General features: G+C 58.4%; 15 protein-coding genes. 6 read left to right on the plus strand and 9 right to left on the minus strand.

Features of this window, described 5'->3' with window-relative positions; translation table 11 throughout:
• On the minus strand, positions 1–354 hold a 354-nt coding region (locus PMI22_RS31925; RefSeq protein WP_238543914.1), incomplete at its 3' end, for a hypothetical protein.
• A 37-nt stretch (positions 355–391) separates the two neighbouring features.
• Here PMI22_RS31925 and PMI22_RS20800 point away from each other — a divergent pair.
• Together PMI22_RS20800 and PMI22_RS20795 are read left to right on the plus strand one after the other, a co-directional pair.
• Positions 392–574, plus strand: coding sequence for a hypothetical protein (locus PMI22_RS20800; protein ID WP_033049007.1), 183 nt, complete (start codon positions 392–394; stop codon positions 572–574).
• 104 nt (positions 575–678) lie between these two features.
• Entirely contained in the window at positions 679–1,878 is a 1,200-nt protein-coding gene (locus tag PMI22_RS20795) for an MFS transporter (protein ID WP_007944398.1), read from the plus strand.
• On the opposite strand, the gene arfB is transcribed toward PMI22_RS20795, so the two are convergent.
• From arfB to PMI22_RS20760, 8 genes are all read right to left on the minus strand, one after another.
• Entirely contained in the window at positions 1,875–2,288 is a 414-nt protein-coding gene (gene arfB / locus PMI22_RS20790) for an alternative ribosome rescue aminoacyl-tRNA hydrolase ArfB (RefSeq protein WP_007944399.1), read from the minus strand. The two genes, PMI22_RS20795 and arfB, sit on opposite strands and share 4 nt — an antisense overlap.
• A 434-nt stretch (positions 2,289–2,722) precedes the next feature.
• The gene (gene tssD, locus PMI22_RS31930) at positions 2,723–3,520 is read right to left on the minus strand and encodes a type VI secretion system tube protein TssD (protein WP_007944400.1); all 798 of its coding nucleotides are present in this window, start codon (positions 3,518–3,520) and stop codon (positions 2,723–2,725) included.
• A gap of 236 nt (positions 3,521–3,756) precedes the next feature.
• Entirely contained in the window at positions 3,757–5,178 is a 1,422-nt protein-coding gene (locus PMI22_RS20785; RefSeq protein WP_033049012.1) for an amino acid permease, read from the minus strand.
• A 774-nt stretch (positions 5,179–5,952) separates the two neighbouring features.
• A complete protein-coding gene (gene rluB / locus PMI22_RS20780; protein WP_007944402.1) occupies positions 5,953–7,236 on the minus strand; it encodes a 23S rRNA pseudouridine(2605) synthase RluB in 1,284 nt (427 codons plus the stop codon).
• A gap of 249 nt (positions 7,237–7,485) precedes the next feature.
• Positions 7,486–8,457, minus strand: a complete 972-nt coding sequence (gene scpB / locus PMI22_RS20775) for an SMC-Scp complex subunit ScpB (RefSeq protein ID WP_007944403.1) — start codon at positions 8,455–8,457, stop codon at positions 7,486–7,488.
• An 11-nt stretch (positions 8,458–8,468) separates the two neighbouring features.
• Positions 8,469–9,290: a segregation and condensation protein A gene (locus PMI22_RS20770; protein WP_007944404.1), complete on the minus strand. Its 822-nt coding sequence runs from the start codon at positions 9,288–9,290 to the stop codon at positions 8,469–8,471.
• Entirely contained in the window at positions 9,291–9,920 is a 630-nt protein-coding gene (locus PMI22_RS20765; protein WP_033049013.1) for an L-threonylcarbamoyladenylate synthase, read from the minus strand.
• 13 nt (positions 9,921–9,933) lie between these two features.
• Positions 9,934–10,797, minus strand: a complete 864-nt coding sequence (locus PMI22_RS20760) for a PHP domain-containing protein (protein WP_033049003.1) — start codon at positions 10,795–10,797, stop codon at positions 9,934–9,936.
• Between the two features lie 87 nt (positions 10,798–10,884).
• Here PMI22_RS20760 and PMI22_RS20755 point away from each other — a divergent pair, with 87 nt between their 5' ends.
• The 4 genes from PMI22_RS20755 to PMI22_RS20740 all read left to right on the plus strand — a co-directional run bounded on the left by PMI22_RS20755 (position 10,885) and on the right by PMI22_RS20740 (position 13,003).
• The gene (locus PMI22_RS20755) at positions 10,885–11,481 is read left to right on the plus strand and encodes a septation protein A (RefSeq protein WP_033049005.1); all 597 of its coding nucleotides are present in this window, start codon (positions 10,885–10,887) and stop codon (positions 11,479–11,481) included.
• Position 11,482: 1 nt separating this feature from the next.
• Positions 11,483–11,782, plus strand: a complete 300-nt coding sequence (locus PMI22_RS20750; RefSeq protein WP_007944409.1) for a YciI family protein — start codon at positions 11,483–11,485, stop codon at positions 11,780–11,782.
• 122 nt (positions 11,783–11,904) lie between these two features.
• On the plus strand, positions 11,905–12,318 hold the full coding sequence (locus PMI22_RS20745; protein WP_007944410.1) for a hypothetical protein: 414 nt from the start codon (positions 11,905–11,907) through the stop codon (positions 12,316–12,318).
• A gap of 7 nt (positions 12,319–12,325) precedes the next feature.
• Positions 12,326–13,003, plus strand: coding sequence for a response regulator transcription factor (locus PMI22_RS20740; RefSeq protein WP_007944411.1), 678 nt, complete (start codon positions 12,326–12,328; stop codon positions 13,001–13,003).
• Positions 13,004–13,154: the final 151 nt, after the last annotated feature.

The raw sequence follows: 13,154 nt of genomic DNA on the forward strand, positions 1-13,154 counted from the left end.
CGAACGCAGCCTCGCAGGCTCGGCAGCTGCTACCCAATCCCGATTCTTCCCTCCCTGCGGCCATTGGTCGCAGAAATCCCAGATAAAAGTCTGCTTGTCATTTTTACTGCTGTATCCTGCCCAGGCTTTGTACAAGCGCGGATCTACCAGATCTATCAACAGACTTTGCGAGGAGCGCGAACCATGCACGAGATCCCTAATCTCCCCTTCCCAAGCCTGCACGAAACTGAGCAGACAACCACGCAACAAGCCGGCGCCCAACAGCCCGAACCGAAACAAGCCACTGAACGCCGCCAGGCCGACAGCGACGACTGAAACACCTGCAATGCCAGACCGTGTGGAAAGCGCTAACATGCGCTTTCCACACCGCCTGAACCTTGAGCTACACGCCATGACCGACGAATTCAATGAAATCCAGGCCAGCGTCCTGATCGGCACCGCCGAGAAGATGATCGATATCTGGAATCGCCTCTCCCCCGAGAAACAAGCCGCGCTACTCGCACGTTTCGGCACTCAAGAAAATGCCCTGGCCGCCTTGGTCACGACGCAACTGGTTGCCCCCCCCAAACCCTGATCCCTGTCGCCCGGCAAATAGTTTTACTTTTTCCACGACCCGCAGCCGCTCGCGCCGCTATCATAAGCAGCCTATCTATCCTGCTTTCCCGTGGACCTTTACCCATGTCTGAAAACCAGCGCCCCCTGGCGGTCACGCTGCAAGTCGTTTCCATCGTCCTGTTTACCTTCATCGGCTACCTGAATATCGGCATTCCCCTGGCCGTATTGCCCGGCTACGTCCACAGCGACCTCGGTTTCGGCGCGGTCATCGCCGGGCTGGTGATCAGTGTGCAATACCTGGCCACCCTGCTCAGCCGCCCTTATGCCGGCAAAATCATCGACAACAAGGGCAGCAAACTGGCGGTGATGTACGGCCTGGCCGGTTGCGGCTTGAGCGGTGTGTTCATGCTGATTTCCGCCTGGACTCAGAGCCTGCCGACACTGAGCCTGATCAGCCTGCTGATCGGCCGCCTGGTGCTCGGCAGCGCCGAAAGTCTGGTCGGCTCGGGATCGATTGGCTGGGGCATCGGCCGGGTGGGTGCGGCAAACACCGCCAAGGTGATTTCCTGGAACGGCATCGCCAGCTACGGCGCACTGGCCATCGGCGCGCCATTGGGCGTGTTGCTGGTACATCAGTTAGGTTTGTGGAGCATGGGCGTGAGCATTGTGCTGTTGGCCGTTCTCGGGCTGGCACTGGCCTGGCCAAAAACCGCTGCGCCGATCGTGGTCGGTGAGCGCTTGCCGTTCATGCATGTGCTGGGGCGGGTACTGCCCCACGGGTGTGGATTGGCGCTGGGCTCCATCGGTTTTGGCACCATCGCCACCTTCATCACCTTGTATTACGCCACGCAGCATTGGGACAACGCGGTGTTGTGCCTGAGCTTGTTCGGCGCCAGTTTCATCGGTGCGCGCCTGCTGTTTGGCAACCTGATCAATCGCCTAGGCGGTTTTCGCGTGGCTATTGCCTGTCTGTCCGTGGAAACCCTGGGGTTGCTGCTGCTGTGGCTGGCGCCGGATGCCCATTGGGCGCTGGCCGGTGCGGCGCTGAGCGGTTTCGGTTTTTCGCTGGTGTTTCCGGCGCTGGGCGTGGAGGCGGTCAACCTGGTACCCGCCTCCAGCCGTGGTGCGGCTGTCGGGGCTTATTCGCTGTTCATTGATTTGTCGCTGGGGATTACCGGGCCACTGGCGGGGGCCATTGCGGCCGGGTTTGGTTTTGCTTCGATTTTTTTGTTCGCCGCGATTGCCGCGCTGAGCGGTTTGGCATTGAGCGTTTACTTGTACCGGCAAGCCCCCAAGCAACGCGAAGCGCGCGAGTCACGTTAAAAATCGACCTTGCCGCGCCCGGCCTTGATGCTCCCGCGCTTGGTCTTCGATTCGAGCCGTCGTTTCTTCGAACCGAGGGTCGGCTTGGTCGGGCGGCGCTTCTTCTCGACCTTGGTCGCACTGAGGATCAACTCGGTCAATCTCTCCAACGCATCCGCGCGATTGGCCTCCTGCGTGCGGTACTGCTGGGCCTTGATGATCAACACACCTTCGCTGGTGATGCGACTGTCGCGCAGCGCCAGCAGCCGCTCCTTGTAGAACTCGGGCAAGGACGAGGCCGGAATGTCGAAGCGCAGGTGCACGGCGGTGGACACCTTGTTGACGTTCTGCCCGCCGGCGCCCTGCGCGCGGATGGCCGTCAACTCGATCTCGGCATCCGGCAGATGCACATTGTTGGAAATTACCAGCATGGAAAAGCGTCCGAGTTCAGGGTGGTCAGGATACCGCGAGCGAGGTTCTGATTTGCAGACAATCACAGGTGCAGGCGAAATGAATTAAAGCACACGAGACTTTTCTTACAGCACTCTCAGATTTTCGAAGTGTGAGTTGCATTGTTTCGAACGGCAATATTAATCTAGGATCTCACATCGACAAAATATGTTAAATAATGAACCTTGAAAATATTAGATACTATATTTCAGTAACCCTCATGGTTTTAGCCGGCTCCGGACTGCCGACCGGGCTAATCGTATTCGGCATAAGAAAAATAATCCACATAGATGAAGAATATTTAGATGCTACCTATTTGGCAGCATATGCAATTATTGTTTTTTTGGGATTGGTTTTTTACTTTCCAAGAATGCGTGGAAAAACATAAATAGCTCGCTCCTCACAACACACCACCTCAACGCGATGACTCTTCTTCTGAAAACATTGTATTGATGGTCAGAAAATCGACTAACGCCTCGAAAGCCAACGCCAGTTTTCCCGTTTGCCGGAAAGCTCTCTCGTAGTTTATTGGGTCACGCCTGAATAGCTCCACCGCTCCAGGCTTCAGTACCTTCCTAGAAATTCCGTACCCTGAAGCAATTAAATCTACAGAATAATAAGCAATATCACCTCGCGCGTCGTCAAATAAAGCTCTGTAGAGACGCCTGACAGGCCCGACCGACCCTGAAGTTCCCGGCCCATGATAAATATTACCCAAGCCTTCATAAATATTATTTACACCATGCCCGACCATCACTCCCCCCGGAACTACACCTAGCCCTGCTGAATTACCAATGACCGAAATACCTGGCTCTGCGTCGTTCATACGTATTGCGTGTGGGACTTGCTGAGTGATATGCGCAATACGCGCACCAGTAAGATGTATTGAATAATATCGCTCCTGCCCCCCAGCAGAGGCGGTGCGATAGAGATTAATAATACACTCAACCTCTTCACGCTCATGCAGTGCACTGGCTAATAGAGGCGATGACTTATCGATAGCCTTGGTAATCATGACAGGCCTGTGCTGGCCGCGAGCACCTGCGATACTCCCATCATTACCGGTGACCATATCGTGCGAATAAGCCAGCACCATGATTTCGTCCTGATGCGCGAACTGGCACTTGTTACCAAGTGAGCTTTGGCCTGAACAGCCGGCAGAAATAAGCCCTTGTCGCTTACCGGTAATACTCATGTAGCTGTGACTGGCCATTAGCACTAATCCTTGATGTATTCAAAGCGGCAGACTATGGCAAAAAAAGCATTAGGCAGGGTGTAGGCAGCTTCTGAATTAACTAGCATCAGCCAACCTTTTGGAAATTTCAGAAATCACTGTAGTAAACGATGAATGCTTATGTAGGAACGGGATTACAGCGCAATCTAAAGTTAACGCAACAAGAACAAAAAACCCGGCACATTGGCCGGGTTTGTTGTTTCTGCGCTCTGCGTTTACTTCGCGCTTGAGCCTGCTGCGTGCAGTGCGTGTTGGGCGCTGCGCTTGTTCTTGATGCCGTAGCAGACCCACATGAACACGACCCACACCGGAATCGCGTACACCGAGACCTGGATCCCCGGAATCAGCAGCATCACGCCCAGGATGAACACGACGAACGCCAGGCAGACATAGTTCCCGTACGGGTACCACAGCGCCTTGAACAGCGGCGTTTGTTTGGTCTTGTTCATGTGTTGGCGGAACTTGAAGTGCGAGAAGCTGATCATCGCCCAGTTGATCACCAGGGTTGCAACCACCAGCGACATCAGCAGTTCCAGCGCGTTTTGCGGGATCAGGTAGTTCAACAGCACCGCGATCAGCGTTACCGCCGCCGAGGCGAGGATCGAACGCACCGGTACGCCACGCTTGTCGATCTTCGACAACGCCTTCGGCGCATCGCCCTGCTCGGCCATGCCCAGCAGCATGCGGCTGTTGCAGTAGGTGCCGCTGTTGTACACCGACAATGCCGCGGTCAATACCACGAAGTTGAGGATGTGCGCGGCGGTGTTGCTGCCGAGCATCGAGAACACTTGCACGAACGGGCTGCCGCTGTAGGAATCACCCGAGGCGTTCAGGGTCGCCAGCAAGCTGTCCCATGGCGTCAGCGACAGCAGAATGACCAGCGCGCCGATGTAGAAAATCAGGATCCGGTAGATCACCTGGTTGATGGCTTTCGGGATCACGGTTTTCGGCTTGTCGGCTTCAGCAGCGGTGAAACCGAGCATTTCCAGGCCGCCGAAGGAGAACATGATGATCGCCATGGCCATCACCAGACCGCTGACGCCATTGGGGAAGAAACCACCGTGGGACCACAGGTTGCTGACCGCCGCTTGCGGGCCGCCATTACCGCTGACCAACAGGTAGCTGCCCAGGGCAATCATGCCCACGATGGCAACCACCTTGATGATCGCAAACCAGAACTCGGCCTCGCCAAAGACTTTGACGTTGGCCAGGTTGATCAGATTGATCAGCACGAAGAACCCGGCGGCCGAGACCCAGGTCGGGATGTCCGGCGCCCAGTAGTGGATGTATTTGCCGACCGCGGTCAGCTCCGACATGCCCACCAGGATGTACAGGATCCAGCAGTTCCAGCCCGACAGGAAGCCGGCAAAACCGCCCCAGTATTTGTGCGCGAAGTGGCTGAATGAACCGGCGACGGGCTCTTCAACGATCATTTCGCCGAGCTGGCGCATGATCATGAACGCAATGAAGCCGCAGATGGCGTAGCCGAGGATCATCGACGGGCCGGCGGATTTCAGTACCCCGGCCGAGCCAAGGAACAAGCCGGTACCGATCGCGCCACCGAGGGCAATCAATTGAATGTGGCGATTTTTCAGGCCGCGCTTGAGCTCGCCTGACTGCGAGGTTTGTCCACTCATGAAAAGGGTCTCACGTTCTGCGTATTTACAACGTTCATGCGTCACCTGTTTGTTTTTATCTGTGACGAAATCGAACCCGACACGCTTGTGGCGCGGCGGAGTGAACAAGGCGGATAGCCTTGAGGTTTGCGCTGGTGCGCAGGAGGTCACAGTTAAAACGCGGCGCATTGTACACCTGTAACCCCCTGCTGCCAGACCCGCTGGATCAGCGTGTCGTTTGCCGGGATTGCCTGTGTCCACCCCGAGCGTCTCGGGCGGCTGCAAAAATGGAGTCAGACCTTTGCGGGTCAGTGACGGGAGCAATCGAAAAATCGCCCCTCGATAGGAGATGGGGATGAGTCACGGCGTACATTGCGCCTCCTTCTTGTTATGCACCTGCACGACAGGCATGTGGCGCATCTGACCCTGCCCGCGCCGCTGAAACAAGCAGTCCAGAGCCTTGGGAGAGCGGCACGCAGATTGATTTCGGCAGATTTTCCTTACACCCCTTCCGTGAACGTAAACTCATGGCGTTTCAGGCAAGATTTCGTCAGGATTTCTTTACATGCCGTAACGAATATTTTCCTGATCGGATTCGTCAGTCAGACGACTGCACATATACGACGGTGTCACTACTGGCGCCTTCGCGAGCAGGCTCGCTCCCACATTGGAATGCGATCAACTGTGGGAGCGAGCCTGCTCGCGATGACGCCCGACTATTCACCACAACACTTAAAGCCAGACAAAAAAAAACGCCACCCCGAGGGATGGCGTTTTTTATGCAGCGCTTACCGATTACTCAGGCTTGCGACGACCAAAGCCCGGACGCTGGCCCGAACCGGCTGGTGCACCACGGCGCTTGCCCGATGGCGCGTCCTTGTCGACCAGGACGATGCCTGGGCGTTTCTTCGGCGCTGGCTTGGCCGGACGCTTGGTGTCGGCAGGACGGTCTGCTACTGGCGTACCGCGACCCGACTCACCACGACCCGCCGGAGCGCGATCGCTGCGACCGCCGCTTGGCGCACCACGGCCTTCGCCGCGCTCGGTGCGACCATTGGCTGGACGTGGTGTGCGTGGACCGCGCTCGCCATCAGCACGAGGTGCTGCTGGTTTTCGGGCTGGACGCTCGCCTTCGATATGCGGTTCACGGGAATCACGCGGAGCAACAGATGGCTGGCCACCGGCTGCTGGACGCAACGTACGCACACGCTCGGTCTTGCCCATCGGACGCGACGATTTACGCTGCATGCGATCAAGCTTGTCTTTGCTCTTGGCGTTCATCTGCGGCATCGCTACCGGCGTCAGGCCAACTTCAGCACTCAGAATGTCGACTTCGTACTGGCTCATTTCGCGCCAGCGGCCCATCGGCAGGTCGGAGTTGAGGAATACCGGACCGAAACGCACGCGCTTCAAACGGCTGACCACCAGGCCCTGGGATTCCCACAGACGACGAACTTCGCGGTTACGACCTTCCATCACCACGCAGTGGTACCAGTGGTTGAAACCTTCGCCGCCTGGCGCCTGCTTGATGTCGGTGAACTTGGCCGGGCCGTCTTCGAGGACGACGCCTGCTTTCAGACGCTCGATCATCTCGTCGTCCACTTCGCCACGTACACGTACCGCGTATTCACGGTCCATTTCGTAGGAAGGGTGCATCAGGCGGTTGGCCAGTTCACCGTCGGTGGTGAACATCAGCAGACCAGTGGTGTTGATGTCCAGACGGCCGATATTGATCCAGCGACCTTCTTTCGGGCGCGGCATCTTGTCGAAAACGGTCGGACGGCCTTCCGGGTCGACACGGGTGCAGATTTCACCGTCGGGCTTGTTGTACATGATCACGCGGCGTACCGACTCGGCGGCTTCTTCGCGCTTGATCACCTTGCCATCAATGGTGATGGCGTCGTGCATGTCGACACGCTGACCGAGCGTGGCGTCTTTGCCATTGACCTTGATGCGGCCGTGGCTGATCCAGGCTTCTACGTCACGGCGCGAGCCGACGCCGATACGGGCGAGGACTTTCTGCAGTTTTTCGCCTGCCGGGCCGATTTCCTGGTCGTCTTTCTGGTCGTTGATACTCATCTGGGCACCTCCCGGTGTGGTCTGTTCAGGCTGCCCTGAATTGAGCGTCCTGAAGCGATGTAAAACTGTGCGCTAGGGCGAAGGGATCGCCAAAGGGTCGCGAATCATACGCTCATGCGGGCGATTTCGCATCAGAGACTAGTTGATGAGTGCAGAGTTACCTGTTTTTCCGCCGACCGGTGGCGTTCGGCTTGATTCAAAACATCACCCCCCGCTCCCACAGGGATCTCTATTGTTTGAGGGACTGCGTCAGTCATCGAACTCGCGGCGTTCGGCTTCAATGGCTTCAGCGAGCGCCCGGGCTTCGGCTTCTTCGTCGCTTAACTCGGGCTCGGGCTCGGGTTTCGGTTGTTCAAGCGCCGCGACGGCGGCCAGGAGTTTTTCGCGAGCCTCGGCGACACCCAGCACGTCGTCTTCCAGCTCTGGCTCCGGCTCTGCTTCGACGGTGGCTTCGGGCTCGACCTGAAGTTCGCTGTCGATCTCAGGCTCAACCGCAGGTATGTCGCCATCGCGCAGCAAATCATCGAAGTCAGTCTTGAGCCCCTCCTCCATGGTGTCCAGCTCCAGCAACAGCGTGTGGAAACTGGTTTCTTCCTTCGGCTCTTCCGGTTCGGCGCTGGCGTCTGCCAATGCCTGCAGGCTGGCCGGCACGGGGGCGTCGTCGAAGTCGAGCACCGGGTCCGGTTCCAGCTCGCGCAGCTCGGCCAGCGGCGGCAGATCGTCGAGGTTCTTCAGGTTGAAGTGATCGAGAAACGCCTTGGTGGTCGCGAACATCGCCGGTTTGCCGGGCACATCGCGGTAGCCCACGATGCGGATCCACTCACGTTCCATCAGCGTCTTGACGATCTGACTGTTGACCGCCACGCCCCGCACATCTTCGATCTCGCCCCGGGTGATCGGCTGGCGATAGGCGATCAGCGCAATGGTTTCGAGCATGGCGCGGGAATAACGCTGCGGCCGCTCTTCCCACAAACGCCCGACCCACGGCGAGAACTTTTCGCGGATTTGCAGACGGTAGCCGGAGGCCACTTCCTTCAGCTCAAAAGCTCGACCGTCACAGGACTTGGCCAAAATCGTTAGCGCTTTCTTGAAGACCGGCGGCTCCGGCCGCTCCCCTTCTTCGAACAGTTCGAACAGGCGTTCAAGCGATTGCGGTTTTCCCGAGGCCAACAGAAAGGCTTCAAGCAGTGGCGCCAGCTCGCGGGGTTCAGTCAGGTTCATGATTCAACTCGTTATTCGGCTCGGGCCCGCACGTGGATCGCTGCGAACGGCTCATTCTGCACCAGCTCGACCAAGGATTCCTTGACCAGTTCGAGGATCGCCATAAAGGTCACCACCACCCCGAGTCGTCCTTCTTCAGCGGTGAACAGCTCGACAAAGGGCACGAAACCGCCACCTTTGAGCCGCTCCAGCACATCGCTCATGCGTTCACGGGTGGACAGCGCCTCGCGGCTGACCTGGTGGCTTTCGAACATGTCGCCACGGCGCAGGACCTCGGCCATGGACAACAGCAATTCCGATAGACGCACGTCCGGCAACAGTTTGCGCGCCCGGGCTTCCGGGGCATCCAGCTTGGGCACCACCACGTCACGTCCGACGCGGCTCAGGCCATCGATACCTTCGGCAGCCGCCTTGAAGCGCTCGTATTCCTGCAAGCGGCGGATCAACTCGGCGCGGGGGTCGTCTTCTTCATCTTCAATGGTTTCGGCTCGCGGCAGCAGCATCCGCGATTTGATCTCGGCCAGCATCGCGGCCATCACCAGGTACTCGGCGGCCAGTTCCAGGCGCACCGACTGCATCAACTCGACATAGCCCATGTACTGGCGAGTGATTTCCGCCACCGGGATGTCGAGGATGTTGATGTTCTGTTTGCGGATCAGGTACAGCAACAGGTCGAGCGGGCCTTCGAAAGCTTCGAGAAACACCTCAAGTGCATCCGGCGGGATGTACAGGTCCAGCGGCATTTCGAGGACCGCCTGGCCATACACCATCGCGAAGGGCAGCTCTTGCTGGGCTCCGGCCTGACTGTCGACAACGGGTTCTACTGCTGACATCTACGCCTCGGCCATGAACGGCGAAGGATCGCCGCAACCGACACGGATCACTTCCGGCTCGCCGTCGGCGAGGTTGATCACAGTCGACGCCTTGATCCCGCCGAAACCGCCGTCAATGATCAGGTCGACCTGATGTTCAAGCAATTGACGCATTTCGTATGGGTCGGTCAACGGGTCGATGTCGCCGGGCATGATCAGGGTCACGCTCATCAGCGGTTCGCCCAGCTGTTCCAGCAGCGCCAGCGCAATCGGATGGCTCGGGACACGCAGGCCGATGGTGCGTTTTTTCGGGTGCAGCAACAGCCGCGGGACTTCGCGGGTGGCGTTGAGAATGAAGGTGTACGGCCCCGGCAGGTGCGCCTTGAGCAAGCGGAACGTGCCGGTATCGATCTTGGCGAACAGCCCCAGTTGCGACAGGTCGCTGCAAATCAGTGTGAAGTTGTGTTTGTCATCCAGCCCGCGCAAACGGCGCACGCGATCCACGGCATTCTTGTCGCCGATCTGGCAACCAATGGCATAGGACGAGTCTGTGGGATACACCACCACTCCGCCGCTGCGAATGATCTCGACGGCCTGTTTGATCAGGCGTGCTTGTGGGTTTTCCGGATGAATCTGGAAAAATTGACTCACATTTTCTACCTGTTCAGACGGCGGCAATAATTGGGTCATGTTTGAATCGACACCACAGTGGTGGCAGATCCTCCGGGAGCGGGCGGTATTCACCGATCTCAGACCAGCCTCCAGGGCCATGAAAATCACTGCCGGCGCTGACCAGCAGACCGAACTCACGAGCAAGAATAGCCAGGCTGCCCACTTGTTCGGCAGGCTGATGGCCATTGACCACCTCAATCGCGTGGCCTCCGGCTTGAATATAGTCAGAAATCAGGCGACGACGCTTGCTGCGAGTGAAATCGTAGTGCCAGGGATGCGCCAGGCTGACCCAGGCCTTGGCGGCACGCAAGGTTTCGACGGTCTCTTCCAGGGTCGGCCAGTGTTGCTTGACGTCGCCCAGCTTGCCGGCGCCCAACCATTTGCGGAACGCTTCGGCGCGGTCCTTTACATGCCCTTCCCGCACCATCCAGTCGGCGAAGTGCGGGCGGGCCGGTGCGTTGCCGCTGTCACCCAGTTCCTGCTGCATGGCCCGGGCACCGTCCAGCGCGCCCGGCATGCCCTTCAATGCCAGCTTGCGGCTTATTTCTTCGGATCGTAGCCAACGGCCATCGTGCAGTTTGGCGATCGCCTCGACCAACGGCGGCGCCGTTACATCAAACCCGTATCCCAATACATGAATGGTCGCGCCGCCCCAGGTGCAGGACAATTCGACGCCATTGACCAGTTGCATCCCCAGCGCGGTCGCGGCTGTGCGGGCCTCATCAAGGCCCTCAAGGGTGTCGTGGTCGGTCAAGGCCAGGACTCGCACGCCTTTCTCGAACGCACGCGCAACCAGAACCGCAGGCGCCAGGGCGCCATCGGAGGCCGTGCTATGGCAGTGCAAATCAACATTCACAGGACTTTGTTACCTCAAATCAGCTGGCGCTATCGCGCGCCCATATGTTTGTTATTATGCCGCCACATCCTGCTTCTGGCTGCCACTGTGAAACAATTCATCGATTTCATCCCGCTTTTGCTGTTTTTCATCGTCTTCAAACTCGATCCACGGGTCGTTGACATCGCCGGTCACGAGGTGACTGTAGGCGGAATCTACAGCGCCACCGCAATGTTGATCATCAGTTCGCTGGTGGTTTACGGCACGCTGTTCATCAAGCAGCGCAAGCTGGAGAAGAGCCAGTGGCTGACCCTCATCGCCTGCCTGGTCTTTGGTAGCCTGACCCTGGCGTTCCACAGCGAAACCTTCCTGAAGTGGAAAGCGCCCGTGGTGAACTGGTTGTTTGCCCTGGCATTCATTGGCAGCCATTTCATCGGTGACAGCCTGTTGATCAAGCGCATCATGGGCCACGCGCTGACCCTGCCGGAGCCGGTCTGGACGCGCCTGAACATCGCCTGGATCGCGTTTTTCCTGTTTTGCGGTGCCGCCAACCTGTTCGTCGCGTTCACCTACCAGGAATACTGGGTCGACTTCAAAGTCTTCGGCAGCCTGGGCATGACGCTGCTGTTCCTGATTGCTCAGGGCATTTACTTGTCCCGCCACATGCACGACGCCGATACCACTACGCCAAAAACCGAGGACTGACATGCTTTACGCAATTATTGCCACAGACGTCGCCAACTCCCTGGAAGCCCGACTGGCCGCGCGCCCTGCCCATCTTGAGCGCCTGCAAGTGCTCAAGGGCGAAGGCCGCATTGTTTTGGCCGGTCCACACCCGGCAGTGGACAGCAATGATCCGGGCGCCGCGGGTTTCACCGGCAGCCTGATCGTCGCCGAATTCGATTCCCTGAACGCTGCACAAGCCTGGGCCGACGCTGATCCGTACATCGCCGCAGGCGTCTACGCCAACGTTCTGGTCAAGCCCTTCAAGCAAGTCCTGCCGTAACTTCCCCCCAAAAATGCCCCCGCGCGGTGAACCTTGTCGGTTCATCGCGCTCTCAATCGCTCATTATTCTCGTTTGCCTGCCGACAACCTGCCCAATTACTCGATTGGAATCAGGAGTCGCGATGCGCAAGGGTCCGTTGTGTCTGTTGTTGGTGACGTTGTCGATGGTGGCCCCGGCTCACGGTGAAGATAACGCCGAGGGCGGTAATTCGACGCCGCTGTCGCTGAGCGCCGGCACCCAGATTGCCGAGTTGCAGCAGCGCTTGAAGGTAAGCGAACAGCAACGAGAAGAACTGAACAAACAATTGCAAAATACCGATGGCGAACGCGAAAGCGCTCAACTGGGCCGGTTGCGCCAAGAGAATCAGCGCCTCAAGCTGCAACTCAAGGAAACGCAGACCAGCAACCCGCTGCCACGCCTGCTGACCGATCAGCAGCAGTGGTTTGTCATTGGAGCAGGAGTTGCGCTATCGGCCCTGCTGTGCGGTATCTTCGCCAGTGGTGCCACCAGAAAACGTCGGCAATGGCTAAATTGAGTGATTCATGAGCGAGCTGTTACTAATTGATGATGACCAGGAGCTATGCGAGCTCCTGAGCAGTTGGTTGAGCCAGGAAGGTTTTCAGGTCCGTGCTTGCCACGATGGCCTGAGTGCCCGTCGCGCGCTGGCCGAAACCTCCCCGGCCGCCGTGGTGCTGGACGTGATGCTGCCGGACGGCAGTGGTCTGGAGCTGCTCAAGCAATTGCGCAACGATCACCCGGATTTGCCGGTACTGATGCTGTCGGCGCGCGGCGAACCACTGGACCGCATCCTCGGCCTGGAACTTGGCGCGGACGATTACCTGGCCAAACCCTGCGACCCACGGGAACTGACAGCCCGTCTGCGCGCAGTGTTGCGCCGCAGCCACCCGGCGGCGGTGTCCAGCCACATGGAGCTGGGCGATTTGTGTTTCAGCCCGGTACGCGGTGTGGTCAGCATCGATGAACAGGAATTCACCCTCACCGTCTCCGAAAGCCGTTTGCTTGAAGCCCTGCTCAAGCAGCCCGGCGAGCCACTGGACAAACAGGAACTGGCGCAAATTGCCCTCGGCCGCAAGTTGACCCTGTACGACCGCAGCCTGGACATGCACGTCAGCAACCTGCGCAAAAAAATCGGCCCGCACCCCGACGGCCGCCCACGCATCGTGGCCCTGCGTAGCCGTGGTTACTACTACAGCCTCTGAATCACACACGATCCGTTGTGTAGCAGCTGACGAGCACCGCGAGGCTGCGTTCAGCTGCGAAGCAGTCGTGAAATCAGGCACTGCGGTTTTTCACGTAAACCGCGCGCTCTGGGTTTACGACGGCTGCGCCGCCGAACGCAGCCTCGCAGGC

The organism is Pseudomonas sp. GM21, assembly GCF_000282215.1.
In the GTDB taxonomy this organism is placed as follows: domain Bacteria; phylum Pseudomonadota; class Gammaproteobacteria; order Pseudomonadales; family Pseudomonadaceae; genus Aquipseudomonas.

Excerpts from the sequence above, each read along its gene's own strand:
- PMI22_RS20750 (WP_007944409.1), top strand. The coding sequence starts at position 11,483 with ATGCTTTACGCAATTATTGCCACAGACGTCGCCAACTCCCTGGAAGCC.
- PMI22_RS20745 (WP_007944410.1), top strand. The coding sequence starts at position 11,905 with ATGCGCAAGGGTCCGTTGTGTCTGTTGTTGGTGACGTTGTCGATGGTG.
- PMI22_RS20785 (WP_033049012.1), bottom strand. The coding sequence starts at position 5,178 with ATGAGTGGACAAACCTCGCAGTCAGGCGAGCTCAAGCGCGGCCTGAAA.
- PMI22_RS20770 (WP_007944404.1), bottom strand. The coding sequence starts at position 9,290 with ATGTCAGCAGTAGAACCCGTTGTCGACAGTCAGGCCGGAGCCCAGCAA.
- rluB (WP_007944402.1), bottom strand. The coding sequence starts at position 7,236 with ATGAGTATCAACGACCAGAAAGACGACCAGGAAATCGGCCCGGCAGGC.
- tssD (WP_007944400.1), bottom strand. The coding sequence starts at position 3,520 with ATGGCCAGTCACAGCTACATGAGTATTACCGGTAAGCGACAAGGGCTT.
- PMI22_RS20800 (WP_033049007.1), top strand. The coding sequence starts at position 392 with ATGACCGACGAATTCAATGAAATCCAGGCCAGCGTCCTGATCGGCACC.
- PMI22_RS20795 (WP_007944398.1), top strand. The coding sequence starts at position 679 with ATGTCTGAAAACCAGCGCCCCCTGGCGGTCACGCTGCAAGTCGTTTCC.
- PMI22_RS20740 (WP_007944411.1), top strand. The coding sequence starts at position 12,326 with ATGAGCGAGCTGTTACTAATTGATGATGACCAGGAGCTATGCGAGCTC.
- arfB (WP_007944399.1), bottom strand. The coding sequence starts at position 2,288 with ATGCTGGTAATTTCCAACAATGTGCATCTGCCGGATGCCGAGATCGAG.
- scpB (WP_007944403.1), bottom strand. The coding sequence starts at position 8,457 with ATGAACCTGACTGAACCCCGCGAGCTGGCGCCACTGCTTGAAGCCTTT.